This is a genomic window from Hydrogenovibrio sp., from assembly GCF_049975065.1.
Classification (GTDB): domain Bacteria; phylum Pseudomonadota; class Gammaproteobacteria; order Thiomicrospirales; family Thiomicrospiraceae; genus Hydrogenovibrio.
On the sequence record NZ_JBNGDN010000036.1, the window covers coordinates 1 to 18,348 of the forward strand.

Here is an 18,348-nt window from a genome sequence, read left to right on the forward strand (position 1 = left end):
GATTTTGGCGCAAATTTATGAATCGAAGAAACCGAAGGTAAATTTCCGGGTTAACCGTCATTGAATCTTTTTGCAAGGCCTGGTCATTTTGCCCATAACGGGGGATTTTGCCAGGCCTGGTTGTTTTGCCCCAGTCTCTTCTCTGGGTTTGCGTGCCGAATCATTCACGTCGGCCAGACTCTCCGTTATAATGTTGGGTTTGAATCAAGCGCAGATGGATAGACCCACCCGATGTCCGACCCGAAACCCGAGCACTCTATTTCAGCACCCTTTCCCGATGATTTGACTCAAGACCCCGTCCTCCAGTCTGGCCGACAGGTGCGTGATATTGCGTTGATGCCGTCGTTTTTAGCGGATCAGATTGCCGCTGGGGAGGTGGTGGAAAGACCGGCGTCGGTGGTCAAAGAGTTGTTGGAAAATGCGCTGGATTCCGGGGCGACTTCGATTGAGATTGTGATTGAAGCCGGCGGCATTCAGCGGATTCAGGTGACCGACAATGGCATGGGCATTCGCGCATCCCAGTTGGGCTTGGCGGTCAGCCGTCATGCCACCAGTAAAATTCATGCCGCCGACGATTTGTCGCGGGTCAGCACGCTTGGGTTTCGTGGTGAGGCGCTGGCGAGTATCGGATCTGTGTCGCGTCTGCGGTTGACCAGTCGCTTTCAAGGGGAATCAACCGCTTGGCAGTTGCGTGGCGAAGGGGAAGGCCGTTGGACGGAGCCGGAGCCGGTGGCGCATCCGCAAGGCACTCAGGTGGATGTGCGCGACCTGTTTTTTAATACCCCAGCGCGTAAAAAATTTTTGCGTTCGGAACGCGCCGAATTCATGCAGATTGAGCAGCTGGTGAAGCGCATTATGCTCAGTCGTGCCGACGTCAGTTTGAAGTTGACGCACAATCAAAAAGTGGTGCGTCATGTGCAGGCGGCCTTGGATGAAGCCGCAATTCTTCAGCGATTGAAGCAACTGATGGGAAGCGGTTTTGTCGAGCAGAGTTTGAAGGTGGACTTTGAAGCCCAAGACATTCGCTTGAGCGGTTGGGTGGCGCAGCCCACGTTCAACCGGCGGCAGACGGATATGCAGTATGTGTTTGTTAATGGGCGCATTGTGCGTGATCGACAACTGTCTTTTGCGGTGAAACAGGCGTATGCCGATGTTATGTATCACGGGCGTCATCCAGCTTATGTGCTGTTTTTGCAGATTCCGCATGAGAGGGTGGATGTGAATGTGCATCCCGCTAAGTACGAAGTGCGCTTTGCTGATGGGCGCTGGGTGACCGATTTTCTCCGCCGCTCGGTGCGCGAAGCGGTGACGCGTCCTTTGGGTCTGGTGAATCAAGGGCATCCTGGAGGGCAAGTCGATCAGGAGACTCTAATCAATCCTATGACTTCGATGCGCCAGGCCGCGCCTCCGCCAGAAGGCGGTGCTGGCTCTGGGTTTCGCTCCGGTGCTTTGGCCGCGGCTTCGTCACCGCTCAGACAAAGCGATGTGCAATCGGCACTGCAATTTCAGAGACCGCCTTCCGAGCGAGACAGCACAGCCATGAGCGCCTGGATGGCTCAGGAATCCATTCCAGACTACGTAATGACCCCCGACCCGGCGCAACTGGCTGGCGTGGCCGCGTCTTTCGCCGCCGATTCGGTCATGGATTCAAGCTGGCCATCTTCGTCACAAGTGCCACCGCTGGGGTATGCCAAGGCGCAGATTCACGGGGTGTTTATTCTCGCTGAAAATGCGCAAGGGTTGGTGTTGGTGGATATGCACGCCGCCCACGAGCGCATAGTGTATGAGCGCATGAAACGCCAGTGGGCGCAGGATCGGCTGGTGTCGCAACCCTTGCTGGTGCCGATTGTGGTGGGTTTGGAGGCATCGGAAATTCGTTTGTGGGAAGCGTGCCGTGAGGAGTTGGATCGGTTGGGGTTTGAAGCCGAGCCGTTTGGTCCTGAGCAGTTGAAGGTGGTGCGTGTGCCGAGTTTGCTGGCCAAATCCGATGTAGTGGGGCTGGTGAATGACATTTTGGCCGATCTGGCGGTGGCGGGTGAGACGCGACTTGTGGAAGAAAAAATCAATCAATTGATCAGTACCATGGCCTGTCACGGTTCGGTACGGGCGAACCGCCGTTTGACGCTGGAAGAAATGAATGCGCTGTTACGCGATATGGAAGCCACGGAAAGTTCGGCTCAGTGCAATCACGGTCGCCCGACTTGGGTTCAGCTGTCGATGACGCAGTTGGATGCGTTATTTATGAGGGGACAATAGTTTGAAACAGGGGCAGGGTACGCTGGCTGGGATGCAGACTGAGGCGCTCGCTGGCGCGCAGGACTTGGCCGATTGGGTTCGACAATTGATCGAACGTAAAACCTGCTTGGCCATTATGGGGCCGACCGCCTCAGGCAAAAGCCAGCTCGCCATGGCCTTGGCGCAACGTTTGCCGTTGGAGATTATCAGTGTCGATTCGGCGTTGATTTATCGCGGCATGGACATTGGCACCGCCAAGCCATCCGCCGAGGAATTGGCCAAAGTGCCGCATCATTTAATCGATATTCTCGACCCCAGCGAAAGTTATTGCGCCGCTGATTTTGTGGAGGATGTGCATCGTTTGGTGCCGGAAATCTGGGCCCGAGGCCGATTGCCGGTGTTGGCGGGCGGCACCATGATGTATTTTAATGCCTTGCAGAAGGGAATGGCCAACCTGCCGTCGGCCGATGTGGCCTTGCGTGCCGAGATTTACCAGGCCTGGCAGAAAGATGCGATGGCGATGCATGCGCGGTTACAGGCGGTGGATCCCGATGCGGCACAGCGCATTCACCCGAATGATCCTCAACGACTGGTGCGGGCACTGGAAGTCTATGAGATGACGGGGAAGCCTTTGAGTCATTGGCAGCAAGCCAGCCAAGGAAAGGGTTTGAGTGCGTTTCAACTGGTCAAGGTCGCTCTGATTCCGCAAGATCGCGCCCGACTGCACCAGCAGATTGCGCAACGCTTTGAGTGGATGTTGCAATCGGGGTTTCTCAAAGAAGCGGAGCAGGTGTTTGTGCAACCGGGGTTGGATGACGATCAACCGGCGGTGCGCAGTGTGGGCTATCGCCAGGCCTGGTTGTTTTTTCAGCAGCAATATGACTATGACACGTTTGTGGAAAAAAGCCTGGTGGCGACTCGACAACTGGCGAAACGCCAACTGACGTGGTTGCGAAAAGAAACCGACGTGTGCGTTGTGGATCCATTTCAGACGAACCTTGAAGACTCTATTGAAATTGTGCTGGAACAGCTATGCGAAGCCTGTCAGTCACAATAAAACCCATCAAGTTTGGGTGCGTTTGTGATATGATTTGAGCGATCATTTTGCGTCACGAGTGCTGTAAGAAGGCGATTTTATCCATTTTACTCAGCGACAGACACGCTTTTCGGCCGCATTCGGACGATTAAAACGATTTTCAACGCTCAATTTTATAAACGAGACGGGCTATTTCGATCTCAATAAAAAGTACAACAAAATACAGACAGGAAATAATCATGGAGACAAAAAAAGTGGCGAAGGCCTTACCGATTCAAGATCCCTATTTGAACGCTTTGCGAAAAGAGAAAATCAATGTGGCGATTTATCTGGTGAACGGCGTCAAGCTGCAAGGACGGGTGGATTCGTTCGATCAATTTGTGGTGCTGTTGCGCAGCAATGTCACACAGATGGTGTATAAGCACGCGATTTCAACCATCGTTCCGGCGCGTGACCCGAGAGCTTATGAGTTTGATACCGTGGATGCAGCCGAGACCAAAGCGGCTGATTGATCTTTTGGCCGCCCGAAGCCTTCGGGCGGCGGTTCCCTTCTTGACTATCATGTGTTTCGACGCCGGTTTTTCGGAGTCGGAACGGTCTTGTAATGTCCAAAATTCTTGGACGTCCTGTCTTATTTAAAGCGTTTAACCTATGGAATTATTTGGAAAAATCGAGCAAAAAGTGCTCGAAAAAGCGGTGCTGGTGCATGTGGATTTTTATCATGAATCGGATCGCGAAGTGTTGGAAGAGTTCTATGAACTGGTGGATTCCGCCGGTGCGGAAGTTGCAGAGCTTATCACCACGAAACGCTCAGCCCCGGACCCGAAATTGTTTATTGGTAAGGGCAAGGCCGATGAGGTCAAGCTGGCGGTTGAGATGCACGAGGCGGATGTGGTGATTGTCAATCATGCGTTGAGTCCGGCGCAGGAGCGCAATTTAAGCCAGTTTCTTGATTGTCAGGTGTTGGATCGGGTGGGCTTGATTTTGGATATTTTTGCACAACGCGCCCGTTCCCATGAAGGCAAATTGCAAGTGGAGTTGGCGCAGCTCAAGCGGATGTCCACCCGTTTGGTCAAAGGTTGGAGCCATTTGGATCGTCAGGGCGGCATTGGCGCACGCGGTCCGGGTGAAACCCAGTTGGAGACGGATCGACGCTTGATACAAGGCAAAATCAAACAACTCGAAACGCGCATTGAAAAAGTGCGGCAGCAACGAAATCTGGGGCGTCGTTCCCGCCAGAAATCCGACTTGCCAACGGTGACGATTATCGGTTATACCAATGCCGGAAAATCGACCTTGTTTAATCAAATGACCCAGGCCGGTGTTTACGCCGAAGACCGTTTGTTCGCAACCCTGGATTCGACCTTGCGTAAAGTGCATTTGCCCGGCGCTGGCCCCGTTATCTTTGCCGATACGGTCGGGTTTATTCGGCACATTCCGCATGATTTGGTGGCGGCGTTTCGCTCGACCTTAGAGGAAACCAGCGAAGCGGACTTATTGATTCACTTGGTGGATGCCGCCGACCCGCACCGAGACGAAAAAATCGCCGATGTGGCCGAAGTCATTAAAGAGGTCGGTGCCGAGGATGTCCCTCAGTTATTGGTGTTTAATAAAATTGACCGCTTGGAGCCATTAGTGGCACCGCATGTCGATAGGAATACCGAAGGCTTGCCGGAACGGGTTTGGATTTCCGCCCGTGAGCAATCCGGTATTGAGTTGATGATGGATGCCGTGGCGGCCTATTTTCGCGGACGCTTTATCACGGTTCGTCTGGTGCTGGATGTGCAGGCGGGAAAGCGTCGTTCACAACTCTATACACTGGGTACGATTCTGGCGGAAGGCTATGATGAGGCGGGTAACAGTGTGTTTGAGATGTCGTTGACGGAAATGGAATCCGAACAGGTTCAAAAATGGGATGAGATTCTTGAGTACAGGGTATTAGCCGCTTCAGGCTGACAAACTCTGTCTAATCAAATAAATTAATCCCAAAGTCAAAGGGATTAATTGATGACATTTTGTTCGATAAAATTTAGAATGTCAGACTGAATTTTAATTTTCTGGAGAAAAGAATGGCGTGGAATGAGCCGGGTAAACCTGGACAAGACCCTTGGGGAAACTCAGGGGGGAATTCTGGGGGCAGTTCAGGAGGCAATTCGGGCGATAAACGACCGAATGACTCAAACAGACCGAATGGATCGAATCACAATTCAAATCAAGATCCGGATTTAAAAGAAGTGCTGCAGAAGGCACAGGAGTTTTTCGGTGGCTCCGGTGATAAATTCGGCGGTTCTAAAGGCGTTGGGTTGATTGTACTGGCACTGGTGGTGGTTTGGCTGTTAAGCGGTATCTATACCGTTGATTCGCCGGAAAGAGGCGTGGTCAAACAATTCGGTGCTTACAAAGAAGAAACCACAGCCGGTCTGCATTGGCATTTGCCTTGGCCGATCGAAACCGTTACCACGGTAAATGTGGATCGCATTCGTACTGCGGAAATCGGTTACCGTTCCGATGGGCGTAACCGTAACGGCACCGTGGCCAATGAAGCCTTAATGCTGACCAAAGACGAAAACATTGTCGATATTCGCATTGCGGTGCAGTACAAAGTCAGTGATGCCAAGAAGTATCTGTACGATGTGGCCATGCCGGATGCCACTTTGCGCGACTTGACCGAAAGTGCTTTACGCGAAGTGGTCGGGCGCAATACGATGGATTTTGTGCTCACCGAAGGGCGCGATGAAGTGGTCTCAAAAGTGCGGGCGCTCACCCAAGAAAATCTGGATGCCTACAATACCGGTTTGATGATTACATCCTTGAACTTGCAAGATGCGCAACCGCCCGAACAGGTGCAGGACGCCTTTGCCGATGTGGTCAAGGCGCGTGAGGATCGCGAACGTCTCATTAATGAAGCGGAAGCCTATTCGAATGACATTCTGCCGAAAGCGCGTGGTAATGCAGCTCGTCAAATTGAAGAGGCGCGAGCCTACCGAGATCAGGTCATTGCACGTGCGACCGGTCAGGCCAGTCGTTTTGAGAGCGTGATGAGCGAATACCAGAAAGCGCCAGGCGTGACGCGCGAGCGTCTGTATCTGGATGCTATGACCAATGTCTTGACGGCGACATCGAAAGTGTTTGTCGGTGCCGACAGCGGGACGAATTTGTTGTACCTGCCGTTGGATAAAATGATGTCTGGGTCTCAGTCGGCAACCATTCCATTCAATATCCCGAGCGACTCGTCTTCGAGCACCCAGCCGACTGGCACGAACTCGTCTAACGCTGCAACGGGCAATCGAGGCTCGAATCAGAGCAATATTCGTGATTACTTGAGAACAAGGGAGCTACGTTAAAATGAAAACCGTTATGACACTTTTTCTGGCGGCGATTCTGTTTATCGGAAGCAATGCCTTGTTTACGGTTCAGCAGGGTGAAACCGCTTTGGTTTTCCGTTTCGGTGAGATTGTTGAAGACAATTTGAAACCCGGTCTGCACTTCAAAACACCGTTTGTCAACAATGTGCGGGTGTTTGATGCCCGTTTGCAGACACTGGACGCCGAACCGGAGCGTTATCTGACCAGTGAAAAGAAAAACTTGCTGGTGAATTCGTTTGTGGAGTGGCGCATCAGTGATGCGAAACGATTTTATACTTCCATGAACGGTGATATTCGCTTGGCGAATATGCGTCTGGCGCAAATCATCAAAGATGGTTTGCGAGCCGAATTCGGTAGCCGGACGGTTCAGGAAGTGATTTCTCAGGATCGTCGAACCATTGTCAATGCGATTCGCAAGGATACGGTGCAATCGGTTGCCGATTTCGGTATTGATATTGTCGATGTCAAAATCAAACGGGTGGATTTGCCACAGAATGTGAGCGAGTCGGTGTATCAGCGCATGGAAGCCGAGCGTAACCGTGTGGCGAAGGACTTGCGTTCACAGGGTTCTGAAGCGGCGGAGCGTATTCGTGCGGACGCCGATCGTCAAAGAACCATTATCATTGCCGATGCATATCGCGATGCGGAAACCATTCGCGGTGAAGGGGACGCTAAAGCGGCGGATATTTATGCCAAAGCCTACACCAAAGACCCAGAGTTCTATGCTTTCTACCAAAGCTTGAATGCTTACCAACAGTCATTCAGCAGTAAAACTGACATGATGGTGGTGGATTCGAAGTCCGACTTTTTCAAGTTTTTTAATCAGCCTAAGTAAAGAAGGCTGAACGGTTAAGACAATCATAAAGGTGGTTCAGTCCACCTTTTTTATGCCTTTTTGATGGCCGCGTGCCCCAGTGTGGGGCGTCCCGATTGAAAGCCAATGGTTCAATGGTTTGGGGGCAATGTGTGGGATACGTTACTGAGTGCGATTGCGCTGGTGTTTGTGCTGGAAGGCTTGTTGCCGTTTGTGTTTCCAAAGGGTTGGCGAAGTGCCATGTCCGAGTTGATTCAGCTGGATGATCGCTCGTTACGCTGGATGGGCTTGAGCAGTATGGTATTGGGTCTGATTTTATTGTTTATTTTTACGTAAGAAGAGTGTGATGCAACAAAATATTTGGTTTACGCCTGATGGTCTGGAAGATCTATTGCCAGGTGAAGCACGCAAACTGGAGTATTACCGTCGTCAATTGCTGGATGGGTTTGAGTTGTCGGGGTACGATTTGGTGTTACCGCCGATTGCGGAATTTACCGATTCGTTATTGACCGGAAAAGGACGTCACTTGGCCGTGGACACTTGTCGTTTTACCGACCAAGAGAGCGGTAAAATGATGGGGGTGCGGGCGGATATGACGCCTCAGGTGGCGCGTATCGCGGTCAACCGGATTCAACAGGCGGGCATTCAGCGCCTATGCTATGTCGGTGAAGTGTTGAAAACTCGTAATAACCGTGCGAAAGGCTCTCGAAGCCCGATTGAAGTCGGCGCAGAATTATTTGGTCATTCCGGTGTGGAAAGCGACATTGAAGTGATCGAGTTGATGATTCGCAGCCTGCATGCCTTGGGATTAATGGATTTGACGCTGAGTATCGGGCACGTTTCAATTGTGGACAGTCTGATGACGGCGGCCGAGTTGACGCAAGCGCAGCAGAATACGCTGGTGGATATTTTGTTGCGCAAAGCGGTGCCGGAATACAATGATTTCGTGGGCACTTTGTCGCTCTCGGAGCCACTGAAAGCGGCGTTTCACAGTCTCTTGAATTTGTGTGGCGAAGCCGAGGATGTGATGGCCGCCACTCAAGAGTTGTCGGATGCAACACCGGATATGGCGTCGCATCTGTCGCATCTTGACGCGATTGTGCGCTACTTCAAAGCGTTTGAACACCTCAACCTTCACATCGATTTGGCCGATATTCGCGGTTATCAATATCATACCGGGATCATTTTCAGCGGATATGCGGCTGGACGAAAGATGTATCAGTTGGCCAGAGGTGGGCGTTATGATGGTGTTGCCTTGGCTTTTGGCGTGGATAAACCGGCGACCGGCTTCAGTCTGGATCTGCGAGGGGCGCTTGATTTACTGGTGCAGCCGCCATCGTCGCAGAAACCCCTGGTGTATGCACCGAATGTATTGGATGCCACGCTCTTGGCGGAGGTGGAACGTCTGAAGTCGCAAGACACCATTGTGAAACGTTTTTATGATTTGGCGGAATTACCCGATGGGGTTTCGTATTTTGCTCAGGATGCGGGTCAGTGGCAGTTATCTGTCAAAACCGGTCAACCGTAATTCAAACTCAAAGAGAAAGAAATGGCTAAAAAGAATATTGTCGTCGTAGGCACTCAGTGGGGCGATGAAGGTAAGGGTAAGATTGTTGATTTGTTAACCGATCGCGTGGCGGCGGTGGTGCGCTTTCAAGGTGGGCACAATGCCGGTCATACGCTGGTGATCGATGGGCAAAAAACGGTTTTGCATTTGATTCCGTCCGGCATCCTGCGAGAAACGGTTGAGTGCTTTATTGGCAATGGTGTGGTGCTGTCACCGGAGGCGCTTGAAAAAGAGGTCACGCAGCTTGAAGCCAATGGTTTGCGTGTTCAGCATCGCCTGAAAATCAGCGATGCCTGTCCTTTGATTCTGGATTATCATGTGGCGGTCGATCAGGCCAGAGAATTGGCGAGTGGTAAACAGGCCATTGGTACCACTGGTCGAGGCATCGGTCCGGCCTATGAGGATAAAGTGGCGCGACGCGGATTGCGTGCTGGTGACCTACGAGATATGGTGCAATTCAAAGCAAAGTTGGAAGCCACCTTGGCGTACCACAATTATATGTTGGAAAACTACTATCAGGTTGCGCCGGTTTCATTCGATGTCCTTTGGGAAAAATGCCAAGCTTACGCGGATCGCATTGTGCCGATGTTGGCGGATATTCCGAACCTGATTGATCAGTATAATCGTGCCGGTAAGAACCTGATGTTCGAAGGGGCGCAAGGCACGCTTCTCGACATAGATCAAGGGACTTACCCCTATGTCACCTCTTCGAATACCACGGCGGGCGGGGCGGCCTCTGGCAGTGGCATAGGCCCTTGTCAGCTGGACTATGTGTTGGGGATTACCAAAGCCTATGCCACGCGTGTGGGTGGGGGACCATTCCCAACCGAGTTGGTCTATGACTGTGAAACGGATACGGGCGATGCCATTGGCAGAGAGTTGGGCACTCGTGGCCAAGAGTTTGGTGCGACGACCGGACGGCAGCGCCGTTGCGGCTGGTTTGACGCGGTGGCTTTGCGACGTTCCGCGCAAGTCAATGGGTTGACGGGCGTATGCTTAACCAAGTTGGATGTTTTGGACACCTTGGCGGAAATTAAGGTCTGTACCCATTATTTAAAAGATGGCCAGCCGGTCAGTCTGCCGCCTTCCAGTGCCGATGAGTATGATCAGGTCGAACCGGTTTACGAAACCTTGCCTGGTTGGCAGTGCTCAACGGTCGGTGTACCCAGTTGGGAAGCCTTGCCGGAGGCCGCGCAAACGTATATTCGTTTTCTTGAAAACGAAATGGGTGTGCGGGTTTCGATTCTATCCACCGGGCCGGATCGCAATGAAACGCTGGTGCTTGAAGACCCTTTTGAAATTTCCTGAGCGAGCCTTTTTGAGCGAGGCGCCCTGATCTTTCAGGACGCTGGCTAACTTGGGGTCAGTTAAGAACTTTACGAATAATGGTGGGTAACTTTTCGGGGTCAAACGGCTTCACAATCCAGCCGGTGGCGCCTAAGTTTCGTCCCTGATCCTTCATTTCCTGACTGGCTTCCGTGGTCATCATCAGAATCGGGGTGAATTTATAATTGTCCAGTTTTCGTGCCGCTTCCAGGAATTCCAGTCCAGTCATTACCGGCATGTTAATGTCTGAGATAATGACATCAAATTGATGGCGACTGAGTGCCTCCAGCCCTTGCTGGCCATCATCTGCCAAAGTCAGGTCAAATTCATTTCCAATCACCATGCGTACCAGTTTGCGCATGGAAGAGGCATCATCAATATATAATACTTTGTTCATAATAGTTAGAGTCACTTTTGAGTTTAGACGGGTCAGAAAATCCAACAATTTATCATAAAAACACGGTCTTGCATTAGAAACTTGTTGGGTTTCTGATCGCCTTCCCATGTATTGAATGTGCCATTTTCATGTTTAGGACATCACACTCGGTAATAGCGTCTTTTAAAGGCTAAATTTATCTGAAAGCCTGAGTGGAGATTGTTACAATAATTTTTTTAAATTTTTAAGGTATCGAATTAAGATGTTACAGAGCATTAGAGATCATGCACAGGGCTGGATTGCTTGGACGATTGTGGGGTTGATCATTATTACCTTTGCGCTGTTCGGCATAGATCAGTATGCCCAAGGCGATAAAACTGTGGTTGTGGCCGAGGTCAATGGTGAAGAAGTGACTGCGAATCAGTTTTTGAATCTATACAGTCGCCAGCAGTCTCGATTGAAAAATCAGTTTGGCGACCTCTACGATCAGGTGGTCAAGGATGCGGATTTGCGTGATCAGGTGCTGGATGCTCTGATTGAATCGGAAGTGGTGCGGCAGTGGGCGAAAAGCCACGATATGATCATTTCGGATCAGCAGTTGGCGATGACGATTGAGTCGGCGGCGGTTTTTCAGAAAGACGGCCAGTTCGATGAGGCGCTTTATCAGGATATTTTGATGCGAAACGGCTTGAATGTTGCGCTCTTTGAGTATGAGCAGCGACAGTATCTGATTGAGAATCAAAATCGTCAGTTGACCGCCGCTTCGGCGTTTGTCATGGACGATCAAGTGACGCAGTTGGCGGCGTTACAATTTCAAAAACGCGATGTCAATTATCTGCGAGTGGATCAGCGCCCTTTTATTGAAAAGGCGGATATCTCCGATGATGATATCAAGGGCTATTATGAACAGCATAAACAAGAGTTTGTCACACCTGAAATGGTGCAGTTGAGCTATGTATTGCTGTCTCAGCAAGCCTTGGCGGATCAATTAACGGTGGACGATGCGACGGTTGAGCAGTTTTATGAAGCGAATAAGGATCAGTTTACCGATCCGGAAAAACGCCAGGCCAGCCATATTCTGGTGAAAATAGATGAACAAACTGATGACGCCGCGGCCTTGGCAGAAATTGAAGAGATCCAAGGCAAACTGGCGGAAGGTGCCGATTTTGCAGAATTGGCGCGGGAATACTCTGACGATCCTGGCTCGGCCGCATTGGGTGGGGATCTCGGTCTGTTTCAGCAGGGTATGATGGTGCCGGAGTTTGACGAGGCTGTGTTCACTATGTCGGTTGGGGAGACCAGTCAGCCGGTGAAAACCGACTTTGGTTATCATTTGATTCAGTTAACGGAAATTCAGCCGAAAAAAGTCTTGTCGTTTGAAGAAGTCAAACCTGATGTGGCGGAAATGGTATTGGATCAGCAGGCGGAAAAACAGTATTTTGAGTTGCTGGAACAGTTGAATACCGTTGCCTATGAACAGCCCGATTCTTTAGTGCCAGCAGCCGAAGTGGTTGGGTTGGAGATTCAGACGACGGATAAGATTCCGGAAAGCGGCGGGGTCGATACGGTGACATCCAATCCAAAGGTACTGGCGGCGGCCTTTTCCGAAGATGTTAAGAAATCGGGGCTGAACAGTTCGGTTATCGAGTTGTCTCCAACCGAGTCCATTGTGATTCGAGTGGATAAGGTGGCGCCAGAAACGCAGCTGTCTTTGGCGGATGTCAAGGCGGAAATCGTGACTCGCTTGAAGCGTGAAGCGGCCATTAATGTGTCAGCGGTTTTGGCGGACGAGTTGTTACAAACCCTGAACAAAGGGGGCGTGGATATGCAGTCTCTGGCGAAAGAGGGCGTCGAATTTACCCCAGTCGGTTGGTTGGAGCGTGAAAACCAGCGAGTGTTGCCACAGTTAACACAAGCGATTTTCAAAGCGCCGAAGCCGCAGACGGATCAACCCACTTATTCAATCTACCAATTGCCAACCGGTGATTCGGTGATTATTGAGCTTATCGAAGTGGAAGCGGGTAAATTGTCTGACAAAAACGAAGAATTCGCGCAATTGAAGGATGTGTTGTTGGAGATTTATGCCACCAGTGAAATTGAAGGACGCATTGAAACCATGATTTCCAAGGCTAAGATTGAGAAAAAATCGAACTACAAGACGCTTCGGTTAAGCGGCCTGTAAAAGACGGTTAAAGGTCTTTGCGGTTATTTTGCCAGGCCTGGCAGGTCTGGTGAAAGGCGGAACAGCCATTAAGCAAGCTTAGTGGCTGTTTTTTTATACATTTTGCACCTTGCACTTCACCCCTCTGTCGCGAAGGGTCTCAGCCAAATCGATAATGTTTTTTAACCGGTTCTTCATCGACCAGTAACAGCTCAGTCCTTTACGAAAGGTGACCAGATCGCCCGCTTGACAATGGTATTGACTGCCGTTTTCTGTGGTGACCGTCACTTCACCTTCCAGCAGGTAACAGATTTCCTGCTCATCATAATGCCAAGGAAAATTGGACACTTCTTTTTCCCAAATCGGCCATTCCATAACATTCAAGGCGTCCAAGGTTTCTGGGCTCGGTTGGGATTCAATGCTCACGTCGTTCATAGCCTGCTCCAATGAAAACTTTCGGTTGGTGTTCGAAGTGCCGCTGTCACTGCATCTTATGAATCGGAGGGATCCGGTGCATTTTTTGTTCGTTGTTTATTGTTCGTTATTCGGTTGGATGTCTGTTCGGTCATGTTCTGGCGGCGGCACACGATAGAGCGCCTGGGCGTTGCGTAAATACTTTTTGCGGCTCCACAGCAACCCCCAGCGGCTGCCGCCCACCTGACGCCATAATACAGCGGAGCGAATGCCCGCCAATAAAAGGGCACGGATTTTATTGGCCGTTTTCGGATTTTGCAAATGCCCGTGCTGTCCATTGACCATGATTCTCGGGTTAATCGGGCTGATGTTCTCCGAATAGGCTCTGGCCAGTGTGGCGATGACGTTTTCGTGGAAGTCGCCGAAGTGCGTTCTCTGCGTGAGCGCCGATTCAATAATTCTGGACACTTTATTAAAAACGCCATCGGTCTTGGATACATTCTTTTCCAAAATAATCAAGCTGAGAACGTATTTGGTGATTTCAATGTTTCGACTGGAAACCGATTCCGTATTGCTCATTTGCGATAACAGGGTTTGAGTGCCCAGCTGAATGTTTTCGACTTGGCCACCATAAACATCAAGTGTCTCACTCGGGTTTTCGACAAACAAGGAGTTGATGGAAGCCTGATAGGCGGTATCGTCGGTTTTGCCAGTGGTGGCCAGTTGATACACCAATTGCGCCACTTGATAGAGACCTATCAGCGCAATGGTTCTGTCTTGATCGGTATAGCTTTGCGTCATAACGTTGATTGTTCCCGCTTTGATCTCGCTTCAATTTCACTTAAATGATGATAACGTCCGGTGATGACGGCACCACCGAGACATTCATCGCCTTGATAGAATACCACGGACTGCCCCGGAGTGATGGCGGTTTGGTCTTGGTCGAATTTTACGACGATTTCGCCATGGTTTTCCGACAGTATTCTGCAGTCAGTTTCCGGTTGGCGATAACGCACCTTGGCTTTGAGTGGGTGATTCAGATTAGGGCATTCGCCGGACGTCCAGTCGCAGGTGTCGGCGGTCAAATAGGCGTGGTTTAATAATGGGTGATCCGCGCCTTGAACGGCAATCAGTTGATTTTTTTCTAAATCCTTTTCCGCCGAAAACCAAGGAAGGCCGGAATCTCCATGTCCACCGCCAATGCCTAGGCCTTTGCGTTGCCCTAAGGTGTGGTACATCAAGCCGTCATGCTGCCCGATGACTTTGCCGTCGGTATTGACGATGTCGCCTGGCTGTGCGGGCAGAAAACGCTGTAGAAAGTCCTTGAATTTACGTTCGCCGATAAAGCAGATGCCGGTGCTGTCCTTTTTGTCGTGGGTGATCAAGCCCGCGTCTTCCGCCAGTTGGCGTACATAAGGCTTTTCCAATTCGCCGATGGGGAACAACGATTTCGCCAATTGATGTTGTTGCAAGGTATAGAGAAAATAACTTTGATCTTTATTGGCGTCCAAGCCTTTCATCAGGTGGCATTGACCGTTTTCGTCGCGGTGGATGCGTGCGTAATGTCCGGTGGCGATAAAATCCGCGCCCAAAGTCATGGCATGTTGTAAGAAGGCTTTGAATTTGACTTCTTTGTTGCACAGAATGTCCGGGTTGGGCGTGCGACCGGATTGGTATTCCGCGAGGAAGTGCTCGAAAACCCGGTTCCAGTAATCGCCGGAAAAGTTTTTGATATGTAATGGAATCTGCAAAGTGTCGCAAATCGCCTGAACGTCTTTGAAATCTTCGGCGGCGGGGCAGTAGTCTTCGGTGTCGTCGCCTTCCCAGTTCTTCATGAACAGGCCTTCGACGTCATAGCCTTGCTGTTTCAATAATAACGCGGTAACGGATGAATCCACACCACCGGAAAGACCGACGATGACTTTAATTTGAGAGTTGTCTCCGGTTGGAGTTTGAGTGGTGGTTTGAGTGGTATTTTGCATGGACTTATTTTATCACGATTTTTCCAGCAGAATGGATTCGCCGGGTTGTAAGTTGTTGAGTTGGTAATCGCCGATTCGCGTGCGGATCAAGCGTAAGGTCGGAAAACCGACGGCGGCCGTCATGCGTCGAACTTGGCGGTTTTTGCCTTCGGTAATCGTCAGCTCCAGCCAGGAGGTTGGAATGTTTTTGCGTTCACGGATCGGCGGATTACGTGACCATAGCCATTTGGGTTCCCGGATTTTTTTGGCTGTGGCCGGCTGAGTGAGGCCATCTTTGAGTTCAACGCCTTGTTGCAATTGCTGAATCGCCTGTTTTGTGAGCTCGCCTTCTACTTGCACCAGATAGGTTTTCGGCTGTTTATGGCTTGGATCGGCCATTTGATGTTGCAGTTTTCCGTCGTCGGTCAACAGCAATAAACCTTCGGAATCTCGATCCAAGCGTCCGGCGGCATAGAAGCCGGGGCGTTGAATGTAATCTGCCAGGGTTTCGCGTTGCCCTTTGTACTGGGGTTCATCGGTAAATTGACACAGCACATTAAAAGGCTTATTGAATAACAGTAGGTGGCGCATTTGCAAGAACTCATCGGTTTGATCGTCGGCTTATATTTTTTCAGCCGGTGGGGTAAAATACCGCTATTCTATCATTCTTTAATCTTTTAACGCCTGACCTTGAGGGGCGCTTACTTCAGAAAATATTTAGGAATTTCCAATGACCGAATCCGCTCAGACGACCGCCAAGATTATTTATACCCTAACCGACGAAGCGCCCGCTTTGGCCACTTATTCGTTATTGCCGATTATCGAAGCCTTTACCAAAGCCGCGGGTGTGGCGGTTGAAACGCGCGATATTTCGCTAGCCGGGCGTATTCTGGCCAACTTTCCGGAAAAACTGACCGACACCCAGCGCGTTGGCGATGCTTTGAACGAGTTGGGTGAACTGGCGAAAACGCCGGATGCCAACATCATCAAGTTGCCGAATATCAGTGCTTCCATCCCGCAATTGAATGCGGCTATTAAGGAATTGCAATCCCAGGGCTATGATGTCCCGGATTATCCGGCCAACCCCAAAAATGCCGAAGAAGAGAGCATCAAAGCCACTTACGCCAAAGTGTTGGGCAGTGCCGTTAACCCCGTTTTGCGTGAAGGGAATTCCGACCGTCGCGCGCCGACGTCGGTGAAAAATTTTGCTAAGAAACATCCGCATTCGATGGGCGCCTGGTCGGCGGATTCCAAGTCGAAAGTGGCGCATATGTCTGAGGGTGACTTCTACGGTTCTGAAAAATCCACGACCTTGTCGGAGGCCACCGAGTTTAAAATCGAATTTGTATCTGAATCAGGCGAAACGAAAGAATTAAAAGCCTATGCGCCTTTACAGGCGGGGGAAATTATTGATGCGGCGGTCATGCGTCAGAAAGCCTTGCGTGATTTCCTGGCAAAGGCGGTTCGGGAAGCCAAAGAGCAAGGTATTTTATTCTCGTTGCACCTGAAAGCGACCATGATGAAAGTGTCCGACCCGATTATCTTCGGCCAGGCGGTATCGGTCTTCTTTGCCGAGGTGTTTGAAAAATACGCCGCGGAATTCGAGCAAGTGGGCGTGAACGCAAACAACGGTTTGGGGGACGTTTACAGTAAAATCCAAAATTTAGACGACGACAAACATGCCGAAATCGAGCAAGCGATTGCCGATACCGTGTCCGCTAAAGCCGATATCGCTATGGTCGATTCCGATAAAGGCATCACCAACTTGCATGTACCGTCCGACGTGATTGTCGATGCGTCCATGCCAGCGATGATTCGCACTTCTGGGCAAATGTGGAATAAAGACGGTCAGCAGCAAGATACCTTGGCGGTGATTCCGGATCGTTGTTATGCCGGTGTCTATCAAGAAACCATTAATTTCTGTAAGCATCATGGTGCGTTTGATCCGACCACCATGGGAACGGTGCCGAACGTTGGTTTGATGGCGCAGAAAGCGGAAGAATACGGCTCGCACGACAAGACTTTCCAAATGACCGAGGCCGGAACCGTCAAAGTGCTGGATAAAGACGGGCAGGTTTTGCTGGAACAAAATGTCGAAGCCGGGGATATTTTCCGTATGTGTCAGGTCAAGGACGCGCCGATTCGCGACTGGGTCAAGTTGGCCGTCAGTCGTGCGCGCGCAACCGGTTGGCCGACGGTGTTCTGGTTGGACACCCATCGTGCGCACGATCACCAGTTGATTGAAAAGGTCAATCACTATTTATTGGAGCATGATACGGCCGGATTGGAAATTCATATTATGTCGCCGGAAGAAGCCACACGCTTTACGTTGCGTCATGTCAAAGAAGGTCAAAACGTCATTTCCGTGACCGGAAATGTGTTGCGTGATTATTTGACCGACCTGTTCCCGATTTTGGAGTTGGGCACGTCCGCTAAAATGCTCTCCATTGTGCCGTTGATGAACGGCGGTGGTTTGTTTGAAACCGGTGCCGGTGGGTCTGCGCCGAAGCACGTTCAGCAATTTATGAGTGAAAACCATTTGCGCTGGGATTCACTGGGCGAATTCCTAGCCTTGGCGGTGTCGTTGGAGCATTTGTCCAGCCATTTCAACAATCCGAAAGCGCAGGTCTTGGCGAATGCCTTGGACAAAGCCACCGGGCGTTTCCTGGAAAACAACAAGTCGCCATCGCGTAAAGTGGGAGAAATCGATAACCGTGGCAGTCATTTTTATCTGGCGATCTAATGGGCGCAGGAACTGGCGGCGCAGGATGCGGAGGCCGAGTTGAAAGCACGCTTTGCCGATTTGGCCGAGGCCATGAAGAAAAACGAAGCGCAAATCATGGACGAACTGAACGGTGCGCAAGGCCAGGCCGTGGACATCGGCGGTTATTACAAGCCAAATGCCGAGCTGGCCAGCCAAGCCATGCGCCCGAGCGCGACTTTAAATACGCTGATTGATGCCGTATAAGTGAAACGGATAAGCCGTTTTTAAAGACGGTTGCCATTCACGTATTCAATGTATAAAAACCGCCAGGCCTGGCGGTTTTTTGTTTTTTTATTCCGGCTAAAAATTCAGCATAATCGGTATGGTTA

The 18,348-nt window shown here is 50.7% G+C and carries 15 protein-coding genes and 1 pseudogene; 11 read left to right on the plus strand and 5 right to left on the minus strand.

Features of this window, described 5'->3' with window-relative positions; translation table 11 throughout:
- The first annotated feature begins 336 nt into the window (after nt 1–336).
- The 9 genes from mutL to ACP5D0_RS05880 all read left to right on the plus strand — a co-directional run bounded on the left by mutL (nt 337) and on the right by ACP5D0_RS05880 (nt 10,325).
- Nucleotides 337–2,256 carry a DNA mismatch repair endonuclease MutL gene (mutL, locus tag ACP5D0_RS05840; protein WP_472364736.1) on the plus strand — a complete coding sequence of 640 codons (1,920 nt, stop codon included), beginning with the start codon at nt 337–339 and terminating at the stop codon, nt 2,254–2,256.
- Nucleotide 2,257: 1 nt separating this feature from the next.
- The gene (gene miaA / locus ACP5D0_RS05845) at nt 2,258–3,292 is read left to right on the plus strand and encodes a tRNA (adenosine(37)-N6)-dimethylallyltransferase MiaA (protein WP_472364722.1); all 1,035 of its coding nucleotides are present in this window, start codon (nt 2,258–2,260) and stop codon (nt 3,290–3,292) included.
- A 218-nt stretch (nt 3,293–3,510) separates the two neighbouring features.
- On the plus strand, nt 3,511–3,783 hold the full coding sequence (gene hfq / locus ACP5D0_RS05850) for an RNA chaperone Hfq (protein ID WP_472364723.1): 273 nt from the start codon (nt 3,511–3,513) through the stop codon (nt 3,781–3,783).
- Between the two features lie 139 nt (nt 3,784–3,922).
- Entirely contained in the window at nt 3,923–5,227 is a 1,305-nt protein-coding gene (gene hflX, locus ACP5D0_RS05855) for a ribosome rescue GTPase HflX (RefSeq protein ID WP_472364724.1), read from the plus strand.
- A 113-nt stretch (nt 5,228–5,340) separates the two neighbouring features.
- Nucleotides 5,341–6,615, plus strand: a complete 1,275-nt coding sequence (gene hflK, locus ACP5D0_RS05860) for an FtsH protease activity modulator HflK (protein WP_472364725.1) — start codon at nt 5,341–5,343, stop codon at nt 6,613–6,615.
- Between the two features lies 1 nt (nt 6,616).
- Nucleotides 6,617–7,471: a protease modulator HflC gene (gene hflC / locus ACP5D0_RS05865; RefSeq protein ID WP_472364726.1), complete on the plus strand. Its 855-nt coding sequence runs from the start codon at nt 6,617–6,619 to the stop codon at nt 7,469–7,471.
- Between the two features lie 105 nt (nt 7,472–7,576).
- Nucleotides 7,577–7,786 (plus strand): DUF2065 domain-containing protein, encoded by a 210-nt coding sequence (locus tag ACP5D0_RS05870; RefSeq protein WP_472364727.1) that lies wholly within the window; start codon nt 7,577–7,579, stop codon nt 7,784–7,786.
- Between the two features lie 10 nt (nt 7,787–7,796).
- On the plus strand, nt 7,797–8,978 hold the full coding sequence (locus ACP5D0_RS05875) for an ATP phosphoribosyltransferase regulatory subunit (protein WP_472364728.1): 1,182 nt from the start codon (nt 7,797–7,799) through the stop codon (nt 8,976–8,978).
- Nucleotides 8,979–8,999: 21 nt separating this feature from the next.
- Nucleotides 9,000–10,325: an adenylosuccinate synthase gene (locus ACP5D0_RS05880; protein ID WP_472364729.1), complete on the plus strand. Its 1,326-nt coding sequence runs from the start codon at nt 9,000–9,002 to the stop codon at nt 10,323–10,325.
- A 55-nt stretch (nt 10,326–10,380) separates the two neighbouring features.
- On the opposite strand, the gene ACP5D0_RS05885 is transcribed toward ACP5D0_RS05880, so the two are convergent.
- On the minus strand, nt 10,381–10,740 hold the full coding sequence (locus tag ACP5D0_RS05885; RefSeq protein WP_472364730.1) for a response regulator: 360 nt from the start codon (nt 10,738–10,740) through the stop codon (nt 10,381–10,383).
- Between the two features lie 241 nt (nt 10,741–10,981).
- Between ACP5D0_RS05885 and ACP5D0_RS05890 the strand changes: the two genes are divergently transcribed.
- Nucleotides 10,982–12,901: a SurA N-terminal domain-containing protein gene (locus tag ACP5D0_RS05890; RefSeq protein ID WP_472364731.1), complete on the plus strand. Its 1,920-nt coding sequence runs from the start codon at nt 10,982–10,984 to the stop codon at nt 12,899–12,901.
- Nucleotides 12,902–12,994: 93 nt separating this feature from the next.
- On the opposite strand, the gene ACP5D0_RS05895 is transcribed toward ACP5D0_RS05890, so the two are convergent.
- The 4 genes from ACP5D0_RS05895 to ACP5D0_RS05910 form a co-directional block, all read right to left on the minus strand.
- The gene (locus tag ACP5D0_RS05895; protein ID WP_472364732.1) at nt 12,995–13,315 is read right to left on the minus strand and encodes a cupin domain-containing protein; all 321 of its coding nucleotides are present in this window, start codon (nt 13,313–13,315) and stop codon (nt 12,995–12,997) included.
- Between the two features lie 96 nt (nt 13,316–13,411).
- Nucleotides 13,412–14,095, minus strand: coding sequence for a high frequency lysogenization protein HflD (hflD, locus tag ACP5D0_RS05900; RefSeq protein WP_472364733.1), 684 nt, complete (start codon nt 14,093–14,095; stop codon nt 13,412–13,414).
- Nucleotides 14,092–15,276, minus strand: coding sequence for a tRNA 2-thiouridine(34) synthase MnmA (mnmA, locus tag ACP5D0_RS05905; protein ID WP_472364734.1), 1,185 nt, complete (start codon nt 15,274–15,276; stop codon nt 14,092–14,094). The genes hflD and mnmA overlap by 4 nt, the downstream gene beginning before the upstream one ends.
- A 12-nt stretch (nt 15,277–15,288) precedes the next feature.
- Nucleotides 15,289–15,846, minus strand: a complete 558-nt coding sequence (locus ACP5D0_RS05910) for an rRNA large subunit pseudouridine synthase E (RefSeq protein WP_472364735.1) — start codon at nt 15,844–15,846, stop codon at nt 15,289–15,291.
- A 139-nt stretch (nt 15,847–15,985) separates the two neighbouring features.
- Between ACP5D0_RS05910 and ACP5D0_RS05915 the strand changes: the two are divergent.
- Nucleotides 15,986–18,223 (plus strand): annotated as a pseudogene (locus ACP5D0_RS05915) (NADP-dependent isocitrate dehydrogenase).
- Nucleotides 18,224–18,348 lie beyond the last annotated feature (125 nt).

What these genes read in the sequence shown, in the direction of transcription:
- mutL (WP_472364736.1), top strand. Translation starts at nt 337, where the DNA reads ATGCCGTCGTTTTTAGCGGATCAGATTGCCGCTGGGGAGGTGGTGGAA.
- hfq (WP_472364723.1), top strand. Translation starts at nt 3,511, where the DNA reads ATGGAGACAAAAAAAGTGGCGAAGGCCTTACCGATTCAAGATCCCTAT.
- hflX (WP_472364724.1), top strand. Translation starts at nt 3,923, where the DNA reads ATGGAATTATTTGGAAAAATCGAGCAAAAAGTGCTCGAAAAAGCGGTG.
- hflK (WP_472364725.1), top strand. Translation starts at nt 5,341, where the DNA reads ATGGCGTGGAATGAGCCGGGTAAACCTGGACAAGACCCTTGGGGAAAC.
- hflC (WP_472364726.1), top strand. Translation starts at nt 6,617, where the DNA reads ATGAAAACCGTTATGACACTTTTTCTGGCGGCGATTCTGTTTATCGGA.
- ACP5D0_RS05870 (WP_472364727.1), top strand. Translation starts at nt 7,577, where the DNA reads ATGGTTCAATGGTTTGGGGGCAATGTGTGGGATACGTTACTGAGTGCG.
- ACP5D0_RS05875 (WP_472364728.1), top strand. Translation starts at nt 7,797, where the DNA reads ATGCAACAAAATATTTGGTTTACGCCTGATGGTCTGGAAGATCTATTG.
- ACP5D0_RS05880 (WP_472364729.1), top strand. Translation starts at nt 9,000, where the DNA reads ATGGCTAAAAAGAATATTGTCGTCGTAGGCACTCAGTGGGGCGATGAA.
- ACP5D0_RS05885 (WP_472364730.1), bottom strand. Translation starts at nt 10,740, where the DNA reads ATGAACAAAGTATTATATATTGATGATGCCTCTTCCATGCGCAAACTG.
- ACP5D0_RS05890 (WP_472364731.1), top strand. Translation starts at nt 10,982, where the DNA reads ATGTTACAGAGCATTAGAGATCATGCACAGGGCTGGATTGCTTGGACG.
- ACP5D0_RS05895 (WP_472364732.1), bottom strand. Translation starts at nt 13,315, where the DNA reads ATGAACGACGTGAGCATTGAATCCCAACCGAGCCCAGAAACCTTGGAC.
- hflD (WP_472364733.1), bottom strand. Translation starts at nt 14,095, where the DNA reads ATGACGCAAAGCTATACCGATCAAGACAGAACCATTGCGCTGATAGGT.
- mnmA (WP_472364734.1), bottom strand. Translation starts at nt 15,276, where the DNA reads ATGCAAAATACCACTCAAACCACCACTCAAACTCCAACCGGAGACAAC.
- ACP5D0_RS05910 (WP_472364735.1), bottom strand. Translation starts at nt 15,846, where the DNA reads ATGCGCCACCTACTGTTATTCAATAAGCCTTTTAATGTGCTGTGTCAA.